General features: G+C 66.1%; 21 protein-coding genes. 10 read left to right on the top strand and 11 right to left on the bottom strand.

What is annotated here, in order from left to right; translation table 11 throughout:
* Positions 1-210: 210 nt before the first annotated feature.
* Positions 211-1113 carry a TIGR03619 family F420-dependent LLM class oxidoreductase gene (locus tag ABZW16_RS01965; RefSeq protein ID WP_354951166.1) on the bottom strand — a complete coding sequence of 301 codons (903 nt, stop codon included), beginning with the start codon at positions 1111-1113 and terminating at the stop codon, positions 211-213.
* Between the two features lie 175 nt (positions 1114-1288).
* Between ABZW16_RS01965 and ABZW16_RS01970 the strand changes: the two genes are divergently transcribed.
* The 3 genes from ABZW16_RS01970 to ABZW16_RS01980 are packed head-to-tail and all read left to right on the top strand — an operon-like array spanning position 1289 to position 3244.
* The gene (locus ABZW16_RS01970; RefSeq protein ID WP_354951168.1) at positions 1289-1657 is read left to right on the top strand and encodes a YciI family protein; all 369 of its coding nucleotides are present in this window, start codon (positions 1289-1291) and stop codon (positions 1655-1657) included.
* Positions 1658-1664: 7 nt separating this feature from the next.
* Positions 1665-2003 carry a hypothetical protein gene (locus tag ABZW16_RS01975; protein WP_354951170.1) on the top strand — a complete coding sequence of 113 codons (339 nt, stop codon included), beginning with the start codon at positions 1665-1667 and terminating at the stop codon, positions 2001-2003.
* Complete coding sequence (locus ABZW16_RS01980; protein WP_354951172.1) at positions 2000-3244, top strand: RNA polymerase sigma factor; 1245 nt, start codon at positions 2000-2002, stop codon at positions 3242-3244. Before ABZW16_RS01975 ends, ABZW16_RS01980 begins: the two co-directional genes overlap by 4 nt.
* Before the next feature lie 236 nt (positions 3245-3480).
* Here the strand turns inward: ABZW16_RS01980 and ABZW16_RS01985 are convergent, their stop codons facing one another.
* The 4 genes from ABZW16_RS01985 to ABZW16_RS02000 all read right to left on the bottom strand — a co-directional run bounded on the left by ABZW16_RS01985 (position 3481) and on the right by ABZW16_RS02000 (position 6915).
* Positions 3481-4008, bottom strand: a complete 528-nt coding sequence (locus ABZW16_RS01985; protein WP_354951174.1) for an isoprenylcysteine carboxylmethyltransferase family protein — start codon at positions 4006-4008, stop codon at positions 3481-3483.
* Positions 4009-4097: 89 nt separating this feature from the next.
* Entirely contained in the window at positions 4098-4907 is an 810-nt protein-coding gene (locus tag ABZW16_RS01990; protein ID WP_354951176.1) for a class I SAM-dependent methyltransferase, read from the bottom strand.
* A 41-nt stretch (positions 4908-4948) separates the two neighbouring features.
* Entirely contained in the window at positions 4949-5914 is a 966-nt protein-coding gene (locus ABZW16_RS01995; RefSeq protein ID WP_354951177.1) for a helix-turn-helix domain-containing protein, read from the bottom strand.
* A 95-nt stretch (positions 5915-6009) separates the two neighbouring features.
* Positions 6010-6915, bottom strand: a complete 906-nt coding sequence (locus tag ABZW16_RS02000; protein ID WP_354951179.1) for an ADP-ribosylglycohydrolase family protein — start codon at positions 6913-6915, stop codon at positions 6010-6012.
* Between the two features lie 159 nt (positions 6916-7074).
* On the opposite strand from ABZW16_RS02000, the gene ABZW16_RS02005 reads away from it, so the two are divergent.
* Entirely contained in the window at positions 7075-7710 is a 636-nt protein-coding gene (locus ABZW16_RS02005) for a hypothetical protein (RefSeq protein ID WP_354951181.1), read from the top strand.
* A 64-nt stretch (positions 7711-7774) separates the two neighbouring features.
* Positions 7775-7948, top strand: a complete 174-nt coding sequence (locus ABZW16_RS02010) for a heme-binding protein (protein ID WP_354951299.1) — start codon at positions 7775-7777, stop codon at positions 7946-7948.
* 54 nt (positions 7949-8002) lie between these two features.
* Here the strand turns inward: ABZW16_RS02010 and ABZW16_RS02015 are convergent, their stop codons facing one another.
* Positions 8003-8347, bottom strand: coding sequence for an ArsR family transcriptional regulator (locus ABZW16_RS02015; protein ID WP_354951183.1), 345 nt, complete (start codon positions 8345-8347; stop codon positions 8003-8005).
* A 64-nt stretch (positions 8348-8411) separates the two neighbouring features.
* On the opposite strand from ABZW16_RS02015, the gene ABZW16_RS02020 reads away from it, so the two are divergent.
* The 3 genes from ABZW16_RS02020 (at position 8412) to ABZW16_RS02030 (ending at position 10734) form a co-directional block, all read left to right on the top strand.
* On the top strand, positions 8412-8753 hold the full coding sequence (locus ABZW16_RS02020; RefSeq protein WP_354951185.1) for a putative quinol monooxygenase: 342 nt from the start codon (positions 8412-8414) through the stop codon (positions 8751-8753).
* A gap of 369 nt (positions 8754-9122) precedes the next feature.
* A complete protein-coding gene (locus ABZW16_RS02025; protein ID WP_354951187.1) occupies positions 9123-9563 on the top strand; it encodes a hypothetical protein in 441 nt (146 codons plus the stop codon).
* Positions 9564-9840: 277 nt separating this feature from the next.
* Positions 9841-10734 (top strand): class I SAM-dependent methyltransferase, encoded by an 894-nt coding sequence (locus ABZW16_RS02030; RefSeq protein WP_354951189.1) that lies wholly within the window; start codon positions 9841-9843, stop codon positions 10732-10734.
* Here ABZW16_RS02030 and ABZW16_RS02035 read toward each other — a convergent pair.
* A complete protein-coding gene (locus tag ABZW16_RS02035) occupies positions 10721-11167 on the bottom strand; it encodes a VOC family protein (RefSeq protein ID WP_354951191.1) in 447 nt (148 codons plus the stop codon). The genes ABZW16_RS02030 and ABZW16_RS02035 overlap by 14 nt on opposite strands.
* Before the next feature lie 238 nt (positions 11168-11405).
* The gene (locus ABZW16_RS02040) at positions 11406-14147 is read right to left on the bottom strand and encodes an AAA family ATPase (RefSeq protein ID WP_354951301.1); all 2742 of its coding nucleotides are present in this window, start codon (positions 14145-14147) and stop codon (positions 11406-11408) included.
* Positions 14148-14503: 356 nt separating this feature from the next.
* On the opposite strand from ABZW16_RS02040, the gene ABZW16_RS02045 reads away from it, so the two are divergent.
* Positions 14504-17251, top strand: coding sequence for a LuxR family transcriptional regulator (locus ABZW16_RS02045; RefSeq protein WP_354951193.1), 2748 nt, complete (start codon positions 14504-14506; stop codon positions 17249-17251).
* 101 nt (positions 17252-17352) lie between these two features.
* Positions 17353-18036, top strand: a complete 684-nt coding sequence (locus ABZW16_RS02050) for an alpha/beta hydrolase (protein ID WP_354951195.1) — start codon at positions 17353-17355, stop codon at positions 18034-18036.
* A gap of 359 nt (positions 18037-18395) precedes the next feature.
* Here the strand turns inward: ABZW16_RS02050 and ABZW16_RS02055 are convergent, their stop codons facing one another.
* From ABZW16_RS02055 to ABZW16_RS02065, 3 genes are all read right to left on the bottom strand, one after another.
* Complete coding sequence (locus tag ABZW16_RS02055) at positions 18396-18692, bottom strand: hypothetical protein (protein ID WP_354951197.1); 297 nt, start codon at positions 18690-18692, stop codon at positions 18396-18398.
* 221 nt (positions 18693-18913) lie between these two features.
* The gene (locus ABZW16_RS02060) at positions 18914-19198 is read right to left on the bottom strand and encodes a hypothetical protein (protein ID WP_354951199.1); all 285 of its coding nucleotides are present in this window, start codon (positions 19196-19198) and stop codon (positions 18914-18916) included.
* A complete protein-coding gene (locus ABZW16_RS02065) occupies positions 19195-19449 on the bottom strand; it encodes a hypothetical protein (RefSeq protein WP_354951201.1) in 255 nt (84 codons plus the stop codon). The genes ABZW16_RS02060 and ABZW16_RS02065 overlap by 4 nt, the downstream gene beginning before the upstream one ends.
* Positions 19450-19459 lie beyond the last annotated feature (10 nt).

A 19459-nucleotide genomic window follows, 5' to 3' on the forward strand; every position in this document is an offset into this window, starting at 1 on the left:
GTCCGGCGGGTCGTACCGGCCCGACCATCCGGTTACGACCACGGCAGCCGCCCGATGCTGAAGTCCGCCCTGGAATACGCACACACATCGGCATGCCGATGGTTGAGATGTCATGTGGCTGAGGCCAGGTAGGCGGACAGGATGTAGTTCAGGCAACCAGCCGATCCAGCGATGCGATTCTGCCGTCCATGGGACATGAGGTCGAGTCTGTCACCGGGGGAACGTTGGCAGGTCGAGTTCGGCCGCAAGCGCTTCCAACAGTTCAACCTGCTGCTCTGGGGCGGAGGACAGGAGATGGAGCGCGATGTGCATCTCATCAGCGCCGACGGCCGCGGCCTGGTCGAGTTCGTTGAGCACGGCGTCGGTGAAGGCACTGGGAGAGAGTTGATGACGGGCCGGGATCACGTTCACCACGACGGTGCCAGTGCCGCCGGCGGCGCGGTACCAGCTGACGTGTGTATGGGTGTCGTCCCAGTCGACAGCGGTGGTGATATAGCCGTCTCCGATACGGGCTGCCCGTTCGATGGTCTGGCGGGTGATCGCGCCGATGAACAGGGGGATGGTGTTTCCGGATGGTTTCGGGCCGACCATGGACGGCGGGATCTGGTAGTGCTCACCACGGAACTCGACGGGGTCGGGGGCCCAGCAGGCCCGCATCGCGGCGATGTGCTCGACGAATCCGGCTCCTCTGCGGCCGACCGGCACGCCTGCGGCGGTGAACTCCTCGGGGATGTAGAACGGCGGCACCCGCGTGCCGCCGCCCTGGCCGACACCGACGTCCAGCCGCCCCCCGGACAGCCGGTCGAGCGTGGCCAGCCTGCGGGCCAGGATGATGGGCGGCTGGAAGATCGAGTTCACGATGTCGGTGGTCATGCGGATCCGCCGGGTGTGCGCGGCCGCCCAGGTCAGCATCTCCAGTGAGTCCCAGGCGTGGGACTCGGGCAGGCCGGCGTCGTTGTTCCAGTGTTCTCCAGTCGGGATCAGAAGCCGGTCGCTGGCGGACACGGCGTGGAATCCGAGCCGTTCGGTCGCCTGCGCCACCATGACGACTGCGTCGGGGCCGGCGTAAGGGTCGATGTACGGCAGGCTGACGCCGATGCGTGGCAGGTTCATTCATATACTCCGGTGATCGCCGTTAATTCGGAACGTCCAGGTGGGGCGCTCTTCGGAGGGGTAGTCGGAGTCGGCGGCAGATTTTTGCGGTCCGGTGCCGCAAGAATGCGCTAACGGCTCCGACTTGATGGTGAACGGCGCCGAGGGGCGCTGCCCGACCATCGAAGGAGACAACGTGAAGTTCTTGTTGATCATGCACAGCAACCCGCAGATCTGGGATGCGCTGACGGAGGAGGAGCGCAACGCGGTGATGGGCGGCCACGGCGCGTTCATGGAAACCATCACGAAGTCCGGGGAAATGATCAGCACCACCGCGCTGGCCGACCCGTCGCAGAGCGCGGTGGTCAGGGTCCGGGGCGGCGTCGCGGCTGTGACCGACGGGCCCTACCTCGAAAGCAAGGAGTACCTCGGCGGCTACTACCTGGTGGAGTGCGACAGCCAGAAGCGTGCCTTCGAGCTGGCGGCGCTCATCCCGGACGCCGGCGTCGAGGGCCTCGGCATCGAGGTGCGGCCGGTGGTCTTCGCGGGCACGGCCGACGGCTGAGCACGCGGTGAAGTTCCTACTGAATCTCTATCTGAGCGCCGCGGCCCTACCGGGAGCAGAGTTCGACCACGAGCAGTTCCTGGCCGCAGCCGAGCAGACAGGGGAACTGATCAGCGGTTACGTATTCGCCGATCCGTCCATCAGCGCCGTGGTACGGGTTCGGGACAGCGTGGTGACGGTGACCGAGGGGCCGTATCTGCTGACCCCGGATCATGTCGCCGGCCAGTACTTGGTCGACTGCGAAAGCCGGGAGCGCGCCGTGGAACTGGCCACCCTGATATCGAGCGGTGAGATCGGCGGCGTGGAGGTGCGACCGCTGATGGACTCGGCCGGGATGGAGATGTGAGCACGCCCGAACGGCTCGAGGACCTGCTGCGTGAACTGGCGCCGCAGGTCCTCGGCACGCTGCTGCGCCGCTACGGCGGGTTCGAGGAGTGCGAGGACGCGGTCCAGGAGGCGTTGCTCGCCGCGGCGACCCAGTGGCCCGTTGAAGGCATCCCGGAGAGCCCGCGGTCCTGGCTGGTCACCGTCGCCGCCCGCCGACTGGTCGATCAGGTACGCAGTGAGCAGGCACGCCGCCGCCGCGAGGTCACCGCAGCGATGCGGGAGACGCCGGACACCGACCTCCTGCCGCCGCCCGGCGACGAAAACTCCGGCGATCAGGACGACACGCTCGCGCTGCTGTTCCTGTGCTGCCACCCTGCGTTGACCCCTACTTCGCAGGTCGCGCTGACGTTGCGGGCGGTCGGCGGACTCACCACTGCCGAGGTGGCGCGGGCTTTCCTCGTGCCGGAGGCCACCATGGGGCCGCGGATCAGTCGTGCCAAGCAGCGGATAAAGGCCACCGGAGCGTCGTTCGCGATGCCGGGTGCTCAGGAGTGGGCTGAGCGGCTGGATGCGGTCCTGCATGTGCTCTACCTGATCTTCAACGAGGGCTACACCGCCAGTTCCGGACCCGACCTGCACCGCGGTGAGCTCACCGCAGAGGCGATCCGGCTCACGCGCATGCTGCACCGATCCTTGCCGGACGACGGTGAAGTCGCCGGGCTGCTGGCGCTGATGCTGCTGACCGACGCCCGCCGTTCGGCCCGCACCGGCCCAGGCGGGGCCCTCATACCGTTGGCCGAACAAGACCGGAACCGGTGGGACGCCACCCTGATCGACGAAGGCGTCGCGCTGGTGACCGATGCGATGTCCTCCTCGCCGCTCGGTCCGTACCAGCTTCAAGCAGCTACCGCCGCGCTGCACGTCCAGGCGCCCCGAGCCGAGGACACCGACTGGGAACAGATTCGCATCCTGTACGGAATTCTCCGCCGGATCGCACCGAACCCCATGGTTACACTCAATTACGCTGTCGCGGTCGCGATGACCCGCGGCCCTCAGGCCGGATTAGAACTGCTGGAAACACTGGACCGCGATCCCCGGATCACCGGTCACCACCGCCTCTACGCCGTCCGCGCCCACCTACAAGAGCAGGCAGGCGAATACGCCGCAGCTCGAGCGAACTACCGAGTAGCGGCCCGGCGTACCACAAGCCTGCCCGAACAGCGTTACCTGCGGGACAGGGCAGACAACCTGGACCGATAGCGATCAGGTCAGCATCGCAGGCTCCATCCTGCCGTTGAACCGGACGATAGCGCCGCAGCCCTTCGTAAGAGACACCCTGGCGTAGTTCGCGAGAGGGACGGTGCCACCTATCTGCCAACCACATCTGGACTGCGCAACCTGTTGCATCCGGCGACTTCGAAACCGCCGCTTCGGCCCGGACTCGGTGCGGTACTCCTACCCGGTCCCGCGCCGAAATCCCCGCCAGGCCGAGCGGACTACCTCGTCTCCTCATCCGGGTGCCACGGTGTGAGCCGAGGTACCCATGGGGGTACGGCCGCCCGGTACCGCTCGTATTCGACACCGAATGCGCGCTGCAGGGTGGGTTCCTCATAGAACCGAACGAACAGCGCTTGGCCCGCCGCGACAATAAGCCCGTACCAGGCCAGTGACCACTGGCCCAGGAGCAGCGCCTGGCCGAAGACGATCGCCACGACCGCGAGGTACATCGGGTTGCGGACGAAGCGGTTCGGGCCGCCGACGACCAGATGTCGGGTCGGTGCGATCGGTGCGGGCGTGCCCGATCCTTCGATGGCGAACCGGTAGATGGCGTCCAGCAGGACCGGAAGCCCAAGGACGATCAAAGCCGCACCGACCAGACGGAGCGCCGCGGGTACGTGCGAACTGTGCCAGCCCGTGATCAACCAGGGCAGCAGACCCGCGACCGTGCCGGGCACGACGATCGCGAACAGAGTGCTGCCCAGAATCGAGCGAAGGCGGCCCATGCGGGTGAGGATACTGCCCACGATCGGAACTTTCTGGCGTCGAGACATTGCCGAAATCGGCAATTCTCTCGACCGGTCGGCAGCCCCGGCTCGGGCGCGGATCGTGTTCGTTACTTCGCCCTGGCGACAGCCTGAACGGCCCGCAGGCGTCCGTCGGCCAGTGCATCGGTGAGGTGCTCGGCTCTTGCGCGGAAGTTGGGCACAAATGCGTGCAGTCCGAGCGGACTGGGCGGCATCGCCAGCACGGTGCGCATCGTTGTCACTGTTGTCGCGGTGAGGTCCGCCCAGTGCTCGACGGCGAAGCCGGCCGACTCGATTACCGCACGCAACTTCTCAGGAGTGGCCAGGTGACTGTGCTCGGGTCCTTCCGCCCAGGGCAGCGGATAGTCCAGCGCGCCGCCGTCACCGGCGACGATGTCCCACACGGCGAGTCGGCCGCCCTCGGCGGTAACCCTGCGTGCCTCGCGGTAGAGCCGGTCCTTGTCGGCCACGTTCATCTGGACGTGCTGGCTGATTACCACCTCGAAAGTGGAAGCAGCGAAAGGAAGTTCGGTTACGTCGGCCTGGCGGATGGTGATCCGATCATCCATGCCCACGAGGCGATTGAGCCAGCGCGCGGTGTCGCAGTATTCGGCGACCATATCGACGCCGGTGACGCGGCAGCCGAAGCGGGCTGCGAGATACCGGGCGGTGCCACCGATGCCGGTGCCCGCATCGAGCACCTCGGTCGCGGGAGTCAGGTCGAGCAATTCCGCGAGCTGATGGGTCGCGATGCGTCCGCTGGCGTGGTAATCCTCGAGTAGCGCGAGATCGGCAGCCTCGAGCCGATCGAGGTCCTTTCCCGCCGCGACGAGGGCTCGCTCGATGTTGATCCGGGACACGCCGGTCGCGTACTGGGCCGGGATTTGTGTATTTGTCATATCCGTTCTTTCTTGTTGTACCGGCGCCTGCGCCGGGCAATTCACGGATGGCCCGTTTCCCTCCCGACGGGGCGGAGACGGGTGAGCACGTCGCGGCGGCCACGGGTGGTCAGCCCGAGCTGCATGGCCTGCTCGATATCGATCACGCCCGTGAGCACTCCGAGCACCGCGGGCGGTGGTCCATCGAGGATGAGGTCGGGATCGGCGACCTCACCGATGCGCGAATCGACCCGCCCCGCGCCGACCTCGACGACGGCATGTGTACCGCCCGAGCAGAGCTGAATGATCGCCGACGGCGCCTCCGGATCGATGTCGGCGACGAACCAAGCCGGTGCGTAGGCGAGCCATTGCGCCAGGAAGGCGTCCTCGGGCCGCATATCCGTCATATAGCGAAGACCCCAGAGCCCCAAGGCCTTCAGCGCGGGCTCCAGTGCCAGTCCGGTCTCGGTGAGCCGATAGAGGGTGGTCGCTACAGGCGGCGGCGCATCCTCTCGGCTGATCAGTTCGACCTGTTCGAGCTCCCGCAGTCGGGTCGACAACAGGTTGGCGGCGACACCGGGCAGCCCATTCTTCAGATCGGTGAAGCGGCACGAACCCTGCAGCAGAAGCTCACGAATGATCAGCAGCGTCCACCGGTCTCCCACAACGTCGAGCGCCTTGGCGATCGAACAGTACTGGTCGTAGCTCCGCATACCACCATCGTATCGCACAGAAGGTAGATAAAAACTACTTATAAGTTGAAATTTTCTACTATTGACTTCACGGGTGAATCCCAGCGCGGTTTGCCGACGAATTTCGGCTGCTCGACGAGTGCCTGCTGCCGCAACGACCACGACGAACCCGCCGTCCTCGCCGGCATCGTCATCGGAGCCCACCACGACGGCGTCCCACTGCGAACCAACTGATCGACACACAGGCACCGGCCCGAACACGCCAGCCTTCATCAACAAACGACGTCGACAGTTCGCCGCCATGGCCGACAACAGCAATCGAATGATCTGCCTCATGATCGGCGGGACACTCGGCTCGCCGTCGCAAACGAATTCCCGGACCAGCTGACAACCGATATGCGGCACTACCGAGCGTTTGCTGATGATCGGTGTCAGGCTGTCGCCCAGTCGGGCAGGGGCTCACGCGCCGACAACCACTGTTCCGGTATTCCGCGCGTCGTGCCTCGACTTCCGATCCCGGTGTGTGCTGCCACGATTCCACCGACGATCGCGGCCGTTGTGTCCACATCCCCACCGGCCTCGACGCATGCGGTAACGGCGGCCGGATAGTCGTCGAGGAAGGTAGCCGCTGCCCACAGCGTGAACGGCACCGTGTCCTGAGCGCTGACCTGCGCGCCGTTGCCGAGTTCGTAAGCTGCTTCGGCTACCGATCGGCCGAGTAGCTTCCGAGCTCGCCGGACACCGTCCGCGGTCCGACCATCGACCAGATACGGCTCGACAACGTGCAGTAATTCACTTGGTACACAGCCTTTTCCACGCGTCGCCGCAGCATGGCTCGCCGCGGCGGCAACCACCATGGCACCTACGATCGCTTCCGGGTGCCGATGGGTGACCTCAGCGGAGAGCGCGGCCTGCGCGGCCGCTCGACGCAGATCTCCAGCGAAGTACGCCCCGAGCGGGGCGACCCGCATCGCGGCTCCGTTTCCCCACGATCCGCGCCCATCGAAAGCAGCTCCGGCCGCTTCGCCCCAGGGGCGCCCATCGCGAATCTCGTGCAGCACAACGACTGTGCCGCCGCCGTAGCCACGATACGGTTCGCACCGATCAGCGAATGCGGCCGCGAGCGCATCCCGGTCGACGTAGCCGCGGCCACGGACTTCCGAGTACACCGAACAGGCCATCTCGGTGTCGTCGGTCCACTGCCACGGAGCCGCTGGCGGTCGCCCCGCGAGGAGATCAGCTACGGAGCAGCCGGGCACGAAGAACTGAGCACCCAGCGCATCACCAACAGATAAGCCATCAAGACTGTCATACGCGAAATCGGAAACCAACGGCATACGGCAGCCAATATTGCCAACCGCAACCAGCTACCGCAACACTCGGCAAGAGCATTGTGGTGCGGAGCACGGTTACGTCGGCCAGAATCGAGCAATGCTCGGGTGGATGCACCGGTCCGGCCGAGCCGATTGCGGGGCACTCGGGACTATGGTGCTGACATGCGACCGGAGAATTTGGTTGTCGCCGCGGTCGATGTCGGCAAACTGGCGAATGTCGGCTGGTGGCGAATCGCCGGAATCGACGCCAGCGGCGGCCGCGACTTGGATGATCTCGTCACATGTCTCGCGACCGACCTCCGGGCAGGCCGGTCGGTGGCACTCGGATTCGAAGCGCCCCTGTTCATCCCGAACCCTCCCACAGCAAGTGGACTCGGACGACAGCGAGTCGGTGAGGCAGGGCGTCCCTGGTGCGCCGGCGCGGGAACCATCGCACTTGCATTCGGCGTTCAACAGGCCACCTTTGTCTTGCACCGGGTCGCCCAAGTGCTCGATCGCCCGATACGCGGCGGAGTGGACGCGGAAGATCTCTTCGACGGCTCAGTCGACTTGCTGATCTGGGAGGCGTTCGTATCGGCGGGCGCCAAGGATCGCACTGCCACCGACCCGCACATCTCCGACGCGCGAGCAGCGGCCGAGGAATTCGAACGCCGCGCCGCCACCGGCGATATCCGATCCGACATCACCGACACCCACGTTCTCAATCTCGCCGCCACCGCGCTCATCACCTCCGGACTCGCCACCGATCCCGCACTGCTGACCACCCCGTGCCCAGTGGTCAAGGCACCCATACTCTGACCACGCGACTCGCGACCGTTCAGCGGCAGCAGCGGATGCTGCCGGGCCTGGCGCGGGCGGCAGCATCCAACACCTCCACGACGGCGACTTCATTCCATTCGCCGGTGGCGTCCTGATCACCGATAACGGGGTGGTTCTCGGAGCAGCCGGTGCTTCTGGGGCGCACGCAATCGAAGACGAGGAAGCCGTGCAGACCGCTACGGAGCGGTGGCATGAATACCGCTCTCGCACAAGGTAAACGACACCTCGTTCAGCACCGTGCACTCGGCCGGACCGAATGAGGCAGGCCCGGTCAAGTGCTGTCGTGATCGCCTGACACCGTGGAGGTCTGCATCTCGGTGCGGAGAAGTTCGATCAGGGCCGGGAAGCGTTGCGCCAACTCGCCCCGCCGCAACTGGGCCATATTGCTGTTGCCTCGATTCACCTGACGAATCAGACCGGCCTGACGCAATACTCGAAAGTGGTGCGTGAGCGTGGCTTTCGACACCGGCAGACCGAATGAGCTGCAATGCCGCTCGGTTCCATCGGGCGCGGCCAACAAGGTGAGTACCACCCTGCGACGGTGCCGGTCCGCCAATGCGGAGAACACCGCGCCTAGATCCATATCCGCCAAGGTCGGTTCGTCACTGTCCGACACGGTGAAATCTCCTCACACAAGGTATGGCTTGCATCGTACCTCGAGCCCCGCTACCGTCCGAGGTATGACAGATTTCGTACCTTCCGTCGACACACCCTATGCCTTGGTCGGTTTCGCCCGCCCCAAACCGGAGCGCGCCGCCGAACTCCGAGAACTGCTGCTGTCGTTCGTCACACCGACTCGGGCCGAGGACGGCGCACTCGAGTACCACTTCCACGAGGACAAGAACGACCCGGACACGTTCGTCTTCTACGAGGTATGGCGATCGAAAGCCGACCTCGACAGACATCTGGCACTGCCCCACCTGCAGGCATTCTGGAACAACCGAATGGACTACCTCGAACAGGACCTCGACATCCGCTGGCTGACCATGCACAGCCCCTACCCCCGGCCGATCGCGCGGTAGCAACGGCGTCGGCCGCCGAGTTCGGTATCACGCTCCGAGGCGAGGCCGACACGGACTCGAACGTCCCGCCGGTCAGCCGAGTCGATTCCAGACGAACCGAGGGGGAAGAACCGTGGCCGGATGGTGGAACGTGTCCGCCGGGGCCACCGGTATCGGGCAGAACCGATACCGGCCAAGGGATCTCGATGAGATGATCGCCACGCCCCGGCGTCTACGAGAACGCTTCACGCGGTCGATCTGGTTCGATACGCTAACTGACGGAACGACTTCCGCTACGCGCCCCTGCGATGTCGCGGGGTCCATCCGGGCCATATTGCCGGAGCAGGTAGTACGGCCGCGAATATCGTTATGCGGGAAGGACATCGACTGATGACAGTGCGGCGAGCGGCGGGGGTCGCGGCGACGGCCGGGGTCGGTGCGTTGGTATGCGGAATACTGGCGACGCCAGCGCAGGCGGATCCGCTACCGCAATGGGCGCCGCTCGGCACCACGCTCTACACCTTCGGCGATGCGAATTTCTGTACCGGCGCGATCAGCGTGGCGGTGGAGGCCGCACCGCATCAGCCCGGCCACGTGCTGGCGCACGTGACACCACTGGGTTATCAGCGCGGGCCGTGCGGCAATCACGTGATGCTGGGCTGGGTCGGCTCTGCGGGCGCACGGTCGCAAGAGGTGTATGTGCACACCGATGCGGCGCCGGGCGCCACGGTGACCGTGGACCTGTGGATGGGGATGGGACCCGCCAAGATCATGGCCGACACGTGGCCGATCCAGGGCCCGTTCGCGGAGTGGTATCTGCTGGTGCCCTAGCCGCGCGCCGGGTGCGAGCCGCCAAACGGGGAACGGGAGCAGGCCGCAGTTCGGGTCGGCTGCGAGTCCTGGGAGATCGCCCCAGGGCAGGGCAGTTGCATCCGGGTGTCCACACCGCGGTCCACTCGGGTCGTATGATCAAGTTGATAACCAGCTCTACCCATCGACAGCAGTATGTTCGCCACGCCGACAAGAGGGCTCCCCTTTCCTCGCTCGAGCGCAACCCTGGATTCCGACTTGTCGGCCATGGCCTTCAGGACACTCCGAGGACGGCATTATGCGTACCGAAGGCGATACCTGGGACATTGTGAGCAGCGTCGGCATGACCGCGCTCGGCGTCGCGGCCGCGCGCGCGATCGAGACGAAACGGCCCGATGCCCTGGTCCATGACGAATACGCCGCCCCGTTCGTGGTGGCATCCAGCGATTCGGACATGAACCGACTGATCACCGATCCGACGTTGTGGTCGCAGATCCCGTTCACCTCTGGGTTCATCGGATATCGAAGTAAGTTCTTTGACGATTTCTTCCTGTCCGCGGCGGCGGCCGGAGTGACCCAGGCAGTGATCCTGGCTGCCGGGCTCGATGCCAGGGCCTACCGGCTGGATTGGCCGAGGGACGAGGTCGTGTTCGAGATCGACCAGCCCAAAGTGCTGGAGTTCAAACGTCAGGTGCTCGCCGAATCCGGCGCCGAGCCGAGGTCGGACCGGCACGAGGTGGCCGTTGATCTGCGCGACGACTGGCCCGCGGCGCTCGTCGCGGCAGGCTTCGACCCGACCTCGCCCACCGCATGGTCGGCAGAAGGGTTGCTGCCATATCTGCCAGGCGCCGCACAAGATGCCTTGTTCGCGAGAATCGGTCGGCTTTCGGCACCCGGTAGCAGACTGGCGGTGGAGACCATCGACACCACCGTCGATATTTGCCGTATCGCCGATCAGGAGTCGGAACTCCTGAAGGACACCCCGTTCGGCAAGGTCGACCTCGCGTCGCTGTTCTACACCGACGACCGCACCGATCCGGCCGAATTGCTCACCACCCACGGCTGGACCACTTCGAGCCTGGGCCTGCGCGAACTGGCCACCCGCTACGACCGTCCCCTGGCACCGGTCCCCGAGCCGCTGGCGGAAATGTTCGACAGCACGCAATACCTGACAGCCATCAAGCCGTCCTGAGCTGCTCGGCCAGTGCGACGATGATGTTTTCGGGGCCGCGGAGGTAACAGAGTCGATAGCTGTCCTCGTACTGCTCCAGCTCGCCGATGAGTTCGGCGCCGTGGGTGTGCAGGCGGGCGATGACGTCCTCGATGTCCTGGACGGCAAACATGATGCGGCGTATGCCCAGCGTGTTCGCCGGTGCGATTTTCGGCTCAGCGATGATCGCTGCCGGCGTGCGGAACGTCATCAGCTCGAGTCGGCCGTGGCCATCCGGTGTGCGCATCATCGCGACGTCGACTCGGATGCCGTCGAGCCCGACGACACGGTCCGCCCAACGGCCCTCGACCGGTGCGTTGCCCTCCAGCTCCATGCCGAGTTCGACAAAGAACGCAGTAGCAGCCTCGAGGTCATCGACCACGATGCCCACGTTCTCCATGCGTTGGATCGTCATTGGTGCTCTCCCGGTGTCGTGGGCTACGCCTGTCGTAACCCTGCACCCGGTAGACGGAGCCGGTGCGGGCTTCTCGACACGGAATCGCGAATCGATTTCGCGTTCATCTCGATGGTTCGTTCCGGTCTGGGCTCTGAGCTTGTGTGACTATTCGATGGCAAGGCCGATGAATTCGTGGACCGAGCTGATGACGCTCTATCACCTGCATACGTGACCCCGCCCGGCGCCGGGTGCGAGGTCAGCTCGCGGGAACGCTGTGCAATATGTTGGCCAGCTGGACTCGTGACTGTATGCCGAGTTTGGCAAAGGCGGACCGCAGATGGGTACCGACCGTATTGACGGAGATGCCGAGTTCGGCGGCCGCGGACTTGTTGGTGTGGCCTGCGCCGATGAGGGCGGCCACCCGGCGTTCGGATGGGGTTAGCGCTGCCCAGCCGTTGGCGGCTCGTGTCGGCACAGCAGACCACTTCGCGCGGCGGGCACCGGCTTCCCGCATGACCTTCTGGATCTCGGTGGTCTTGGCCCGGGCACCCATGCTGTGGAATTCATCCCAGGCGTGATCGAGTGCGGTGAGTCCGCCGATGCGGTCCCCGGCGGCGAGCAGGGCACGGCCGTGGGATTCGGCTCCGCCCGCGCGCAACAGCGGGCGCGGGCTGCGGGCGAGGACCAACGCCGCCTGGCCGATCAGATCCAGATCACCGGCATTGCGCCCCCGCAGATTCAGCGCCATGCCCTCGAAGCTGGCGACACCTGGATTGCGGATCGCGGCTATTTGCGCGACATCGGTTGTCGCGGAGGTGAATTCGCGATCCAGTGCCGCGTTGCCGAATTTGAAGAACACGCCGGTCCAGCAGGGCCACAGCGGCCAATAGCCATTGCATTCACCGGCGCCGTCCAGGACCGGCCGCCAGATATCGAGGGCAGTGGGGAAATCGCCGCGCGCGGCGGCGACCCAGCCGCTCATGACGCCGACGACAGGTCTGCGGGTGCTGTCGTCGCTGCGGGAGATGTCCTGGGCGATCAGCATGTGCGCGGCGGCGGCATCGGTATCACCGCGCAGCAGCGCCACCGAGACGCGCACCATGATCGCGTCGAGGATGTGGTTCGTATTGCCGAGCTGGCGGCTCGATTCAGTCAGGGCGCCCGCTGCGGCGTCGGCCTCGTCGAGGCGGCCGAGGTTGAAGTCCTGCCACATCTGCGTGCAGCTCAGGGCGGGCAGTATCGGTTCGACCGCGGTGCGGCGGTCGGTGCGGGCCTGATCGAGCAGCGCCTGGGCGTGGTCGTATCGATCCAGGAACTGCAGTTCGGTGATTTCCTCTGCGAGATACGAGACGCCACCGAGCGCGCGCAGCTCCCGGAAATAGGCGAGCGCGGTGCGGTGGCGCGCGTCGTTCTTGGCGGCCTCCCCGGCCGCCTGCAGGGCCAGGGCGATGGCCTTGGGGTCGTCGACCGTGCGGGCATGGGCAAGCGCGGCTTCGCTGCATCGGATGGCGTCGCTGCCCTTCGCCACGTAGGTGTTCGCCAGGGCCGAGGCGGCCCGCAGGCGCGCACCGGCCTCGGGAAGCAGTGTTCGCTGCCGGAGCACACGCTCGGTGCGCGCGATCAGATCGGCAATGCGTCCGCCCAGCCACAGTGCCTGGGCTGCTTGGGTTTCCACCTCTGCGATGAGGTTGTCGTCATCGAGGCGGGCCAGTATCAGGTCGGCGACGGCGATCGCTTCGGCGGAGTGCTGAGTGCGGCACAGCACTGCGAGGCAACGGCGGCCGAGATCGAGCCATTCGGGCTGGTCGGGTCCGACGGTTCGGAAGGCGAGCGCCGCCAATTCACCGGCTTCATCGAGATTCGTCGGCATCAGGGTCTCGGCTGTGGAGATCAGTGCCGCCGCGCTGGTGAGATCTCCGGGGGTGGCCGCCGCCCGCGCATGCGACGCGGCGTGGAGGGGGTCGGTGACCTCGGTGAGGTAGTAGTCGGCGAGGGTGCGATGCAGTGCGCGGGCGCGAGTCTTGGGAATGCAGGCGTATACCGACTCGCGCACCACGTCGTGGCGACAGGTCAGCATGTCCGCATCGGCATGCACGAGAGCGGATTCGAGAGCCTCGGTGAGCGACTCCGACCAGCCCTGCGCCGAAGTGGATGCGGTGAGCACGACGAGATGCTGTATCGGCACCGGCCGGTCGGCGACAGCGACCATGTGGACCATGCCACGCGCCGTATCGCCGAGCTGCGCGAGGCGTGCAGCGACAGCTGCGCTGAATTCGACTGCCACGGTGTCGGATTCGTTGCGGGCAGCGGCACGTGCGACATTGTCGATGAGCTGTACGCCCAGCCGTGGATTGCCGCCGATGGCGTCGAGATATCCGCGCACTCGTTCGCCGGGTATGCGTCCCAGTCGATCCTGGGCGATCGCTACGAGGTCCGCCCGCGTCAGCGGCGCCAGGTCCAGTCGTTCGACGTTGCTCACGTCGTAGGCGAGCAGATCGGGGCCGAGATCGTCCTTGCCTGTGGTGAATACCCAGACGATCGGCAACCCCGTCAACCGTGACAGCAGCTCTCGGAGGATCGAACGGCTGGCGCGGTCGGCCCGGTGCAGATCGTCGATGGCAATGAGCATCGGGGCGCTGGCGGCGAGCGCTTCCAGTTCGGATGTCACCGCCTCGACGAACACCAGCGGGTCAGCGGCGCAGTCGAGGAGGCGGTCGTAGGCGGCCGGGGCGAGGAGCGGGTCGCGTCCGCTGCGGAGCAGGGTGAACACCGGCGCCCCCGGGCGGGAGTCGTCGATGTCCTCGCACCGGCTCGACGCGACGCGCATTCCCATGCGTGCGGCTTGGCGGCAGATCTCCGACAACACCGCGGTCTTGCCGATACCGGGCGGGCCGCAGACCGTGACGATGCCGCCTGCGCCGTGTCGGCAGGCGCCGCGCAGCACGGCCAGCGCCCTGGTCATCGGTTCGCTTCGGCCGCGCAACGGTCCGGAAAACACCAAGGACCATCCTTTCGCCACATACACCGCAAACCATCTCACCTGTTTGCGGCAGTGACTGCGTTACCTGCTCATGTGGATAATTCGAGGGTACTTCTCAGGTGCGGCAGCCGGTCGAATCTCGCGGTCCGCGCAGTGAAATCGCCGACCACAAGAGCGACACGTACGTCGGGCATCGACCAGCGCAACCCGCCGGTACGTATCGGGTGACCGGCCACAGCTCGGTAGCCGGTTCCGACCGAACCAGTGTCATTCGCGCACGAACTGATTGTTCTTGCGGACTTGGCGATTGTCCTAAGCTTCCTGTGACATCACCTCATGGCGAGACTGGTGTGAGGTTCGGAGTGTGATGCCCGATGCTGTTCGGTCGCGAGGTCGAGATCGAGTTGCTCTCCTCCTTCGTCGCGGACGCGTGCGGTGGGGACAACGTGCTCGTGCTGACCGGTGAACCAGGTGTTGGTAAGACCGCGCTGTTGAATGCCGCCGTCGAGGTCGCGTCGTGGCATGGGGCGCGCGTATTGCGGGCGGCCGCGCTCGAGTTCGAAGCCGAGCTCCAGTTCGGGGCCTTGAACCAGTTGCTGCAGCCGACGGTCGAGTTCATCGACAAGCTCGAGGACCCGCACCGTGACGCGATGCGCGTGGTGATGGGTTTGGCGGCAGGCACTCTCCCCTCGCAGCTCCTTGCAGGTGCGGCGACGCTGGCGTTGCTGCGGTCGCGGGCTGCCGCCGAGGGTTCGCCGGTATTGCTGGTGGTCGATGATGTGCAGTGGCTGGATTTGTCCAGCAGTATGGCGTTGATCTACGCACTGCGGCGTCTGACCGGGGCGAGCAGCCGGTTGCTGGCGGCAGTGCGCACCGACGCCGGTGATGCGTTCACCCGCAGTGGGTTTCGCGTGCACGAAGTCGCGCCGCTGGATGATCGCAGCGCCGAGGAGCTGCTGGTGTCGGCGTTTCCCGCGATGCCCGCGCGAGCGCGGGGGCGGTTGCGTGCGGATGCGCGTGGGAATCCGCTGGCGCTGTTGGAGCTGCCCGCGGCTCTGGAAACCGAGCGTGGCTCGGCTCGGCTGTTCGACTTGCCACCGCTGACGCGGCGATTGCAGGAAATGTTCGCCGACCGGCTCGAGCACCTTCCGGATGAAACCCGGCGGATGCTGTTGTTCGTCGTCCTCTCCGGTACCGAGAACGGGATGGCGCTCGAGGACTGTGCCCCTACTCCGGAGGGACGCAGTGCGCTGCAGCCAGCCGAGCGGGCGGGGATCGTGCGGACCAATCCGCGTACCGGCAGGCTCGAGTTCCGGCATCCGTTGATCCGCTCCGCGCTGGTGGAGTCGTCGACCAGCGACGAACGCAGGACCGCGCACCGAATTCTCGCGGATGCATTCACCCGGTCGCCGCAGCGCCGGGCTTGGCACCTCGGTCAAGCCGCCACCACCCCGAACGAAGAGGTCGCGGGGCTGCTCGAAACCGTCTCGCAGCAGATGCTGCGGGACGGGGACAGCGTGCGCGCGACGGCGACCATGCTGCGCGCGGCCGAACTCAGCCCGGCCGACACCGATCGTGCGCGCCGCACGGCGCGAGCGGCGTATCTGGGCTCGTTGCTCACCGGCGAGGTGTCCGGTACCGGCCGATTGCTGCGCACCGTCCCGGAATCCGGGGCACACGGCCGATCGCTGGCGGTGGCGCTGGCCGCGGCCTTCCAATTGCTCAATACCGAGGGAGATGTCGCGACCGCGAGCCGACTGCTGTTGGCCGCATTGCAGAGCACCGACGACACCCGACACGATGACCCGGACACGGTCATCGAAGCCCTACACACACTCCTCTACATCGGGTTCTACAGCGGCCGCCAAGAGCTGTGGCCCGATATCCGAAACGCCCTCGACCGCGTGCTACCGGACCCGTCCGACACGCTGTCACTGCTCGGCGGATCGTTCGTCGACCCGGTGCACACAGGTGCGAAGGTGCTGGCCGACCTCGATACGGCGATGGACGATCTGCGGTTCTCTTCGGACCCGGTACGCATCGTCCGGGTCGCAACCGCGGGTGCGTATCTGGATCGGATCGGCCGTATCCGGGAACCGCTTCAGCGGGTGATCGACGACGGCCATGACGGCGGTGCCGTCGCCAAGGCGATCGACGCGCTTTTCCTGCTCGGAATCGACGACTTCTTCACTGGCGCATGGGATCACCTGATCGAGGTGACCACCGATGGGCTGCGGTTGTGCGACGAGCTCGGATATCTGACCACGGCGGGGCCTGGGAAGTTTCTGCGCGGCATGGTCGCCGCAGCGCGTGGGGACGAGGCGGTGGTCGAGCAGCTCGCCGAACAGCTGCTGATGTGGGCCGCCCCGCGCAATCTGCTGACCCTCGCCCACTACTCTTCGCATATCCGGTGCCTGCACGCCCTCGGGAACTCGGCATTCACCGACGCCTATCGGCACGCCGCCGCAGTCAACCCACCCGGGACCTTCGTGCCGCACAACCCGCACGCATTGTGGCTGGTGCTCGACCTCACCGAGGCCGCGGCCCGCGGTGGACGCACCGTGGACGCTCGAGCACACGCTCGGGCCGCGAAAGCGGCTGGGCTGGAGGAGCTTTCACCCCGGCTGGCCATGGTCACCACCGCCGCCCTTGCGGTCGCGCAGCCGGAGGACAGCGGATCGCTCTTCGAAGAAGCACTCGCCCTGCCCGGCACGGAGCGCTGGATATTCGATCGAGCGCGAATCGAGCTGCTCTACGGCGAACAGCTGCGCCGCGACCGCGCGAACGCGGCCGCCAGGGTCCACCTCGGCACCGCCGCGGAGATTTTCACCGAGCTGCGGGCGGCACCCTGGCTGCGGCGGGCACACGCCGAGCTCCGCGCCGCAGGCGAGGCCGCGCCGTCGGTGCGGTCGGCTGCGCTCACCGCGCGTGAACAGGCGGTCGTCGAACTGGCGGCGGCGGGCATGACGAACAAGCAGATCGGTGAACAGCTGTTCCTGTCGGCCCGGACCGTCTCCACACATCTGCATCGTGCGTTCCACAAACTCGGGGTCACGCGCCGCAGCGCGCTGCGCGACGCACTACAGCGTGCGGCGGGCAGCGACGACCAGGTATCGGGCTGAGTGCGTCGCATCGGCGGCGTACGTCATTTGACGGATTCCGCACGGCCGCAACAGCCTTAGTCTCGGGCATGTCCGACATCCTTCGAGCTGAGGAAACCGATATGCCATCAACCGATAAGACGGTCGTACTTGTCCACGGCGGATTCGTGGACGGATCCGGCTGGCGCGGTGTGTACGACGAGCTGACCCGTGACGGATACCGGGTCCGTGTCGTGCAGAACGCCACCAAGTCCCTGGGCGACGACGCCGCCACCGTCAAGACCGTCCTCGATGACCTCGACGGTCCCGCGGTGCTGGTCGGGCACTCCTACGGCGGGGCCGTCATCACCGAGGCCGGTCTGCACGAGGCGGTCACCGCGCTCGTCTACATCACCGCCTTCGCGCCCGACAAGGGCGAATCGGTCAACAGCCTGATCGCGACCTTCCCGCAGGACGGTCCGCAGCCGCCGATCCTGCCGCCGCGTGAGGGCTACCTGTTCCTCGATCGGGCGAAGTTCCACGACTCCTTCGCCGGAGATCTGTCCGATGCCGACGCCGCCTTCCTCGCCGACTCCCAGGTCCCCTGGGGGGTCGACGCGCTCGGCACCACCATCACGGAGGCCGCCTGGCGGGTCAAGCCCAGCTGGTACCTGCAGGTCACCGAGGACCGGATGATCCCACCGGCCGCACAGCGGTCGATGGCCGAACGCATGGGGGCGACCGTCCGCGAAACACCCGGAAGCCACGCCGTCTACGTCTCCCGGCCCGCAACCGTCGCCGAAATCATCCGCGCCGCAGCGCAATAGCACCCATACACACGGCCACGCCCCGTCGGGCCGAGCCGTGACGCCGCACGGGCACCGGCCCCAGAGACATCAGGGACCGGTGCCCGTTTCATCACCGACTTCCCCTACGAGACCGACGAAATCTTCATCCGCGCAATCGAATACATCAACAGTCCGGACATCGCGCCCGCCCCGAGCACAGGCCATTCCGGAAACCAACGCCCAACAGCTGCTCGACCTCGTCGGCACCGCACAGCGGAAAGCGTGAGCGAGCATCGGGCATGTCAGCGCGTTGAAATGTCATGTACCCGAGGCAATGTAGGCCGTCAGAATGCTGTTCGGGTGCCGGTCGAGGTTGATCCGAGCAGTCCAGCCGGGCATCACGCCAACCGTCCATACAACCGATCGAACCGGTTCCCGAGCTCGGTGTAGGTATCCAACCACCCACTGCTGGCAGCGATCTCACACAGCGGGCCGGTCACGAGGAACAGAAACCTCAGATCAGGCAACCGACTCATGTCATCCCGCCGAATCAGCTCCGAATGATCGGTGAGATCCCCCACCAGCTCCGCCTCATCCGCATACCGAGACTGCCAGCTCAGATCCTGCGGCCCCGCCCGCACGATCGCCATGACCTGATCGAGGATGTCGAGGATTTCCGCCGTCTCCGACTTCATCCCGCCAGCTTGGCACGCCCGAATCGGACCCGGCCCACGACACCGCGCCGCGCGGTGTACATCGTCGATCTGTCCTGCGTCCAGGAATTGGCAGGTTCTCACTGGTCAGAAGGTTGTCACCGCGGGCAGTGAAGGTCACCCGCGATCGCTCGATAAAGCCGATGAGCGCACGGTCTGTATCGACCGGACGTCCTTCCGCTCTACACCCACCACCAGCCCGGTTAGTTCAGCCCGGCGATGAACTCACTGAGCAGCCGGTTCGCCGAGCCGGACTCGAACAGGCGCGTAAGGTCTGCTCGGGCGATCCGGTGCCGGAATTCGCCTTGGTGCGAGGCGTCTCCGGCGATGTGCACCAGTTCGGTCCACCACGTCGCGAATGCCTGGTAGTTCCATACGTGAGCGAGACACGTCGACGAGTATGCGTCGAGCAGGCTCGAGTCGTGATCCGTCCGGTAACGGACTACGGCGTTCGCGAATACCTCGGCGTCGTGCAGGGCGAGATTCATTCCTTTGTCGCGAAGAATGCCGCGAGTCCGGGGAGATTCGGCCCCTTGGCGCGGGATGCCGCGTAGTCCTCGGCCGAGCGCCATTCGACGACATCGAGCCACTCGTCGTTCGGCAACCGGATGAGGCGGGCGCCGAGGAAGCCGACGCGGTCGGATTCGAAGTCGGCCACCATCGCCGGCCGTGCCGTCAGCATGGCGCTCACCTGCTCCGGCGCCACCTTGAATCGGGTGAGTTCCACGGTCGTTTCCACTTGCGCCTCC

Source organism: Nocardia sp. NPDC004604 (assembly GCF_040609795.1).
Lineage (GTDB): Bacteria > Actinomycetota > Actinomycetes > Mycobacteriales > Mycobacteriaceae > Nocardia.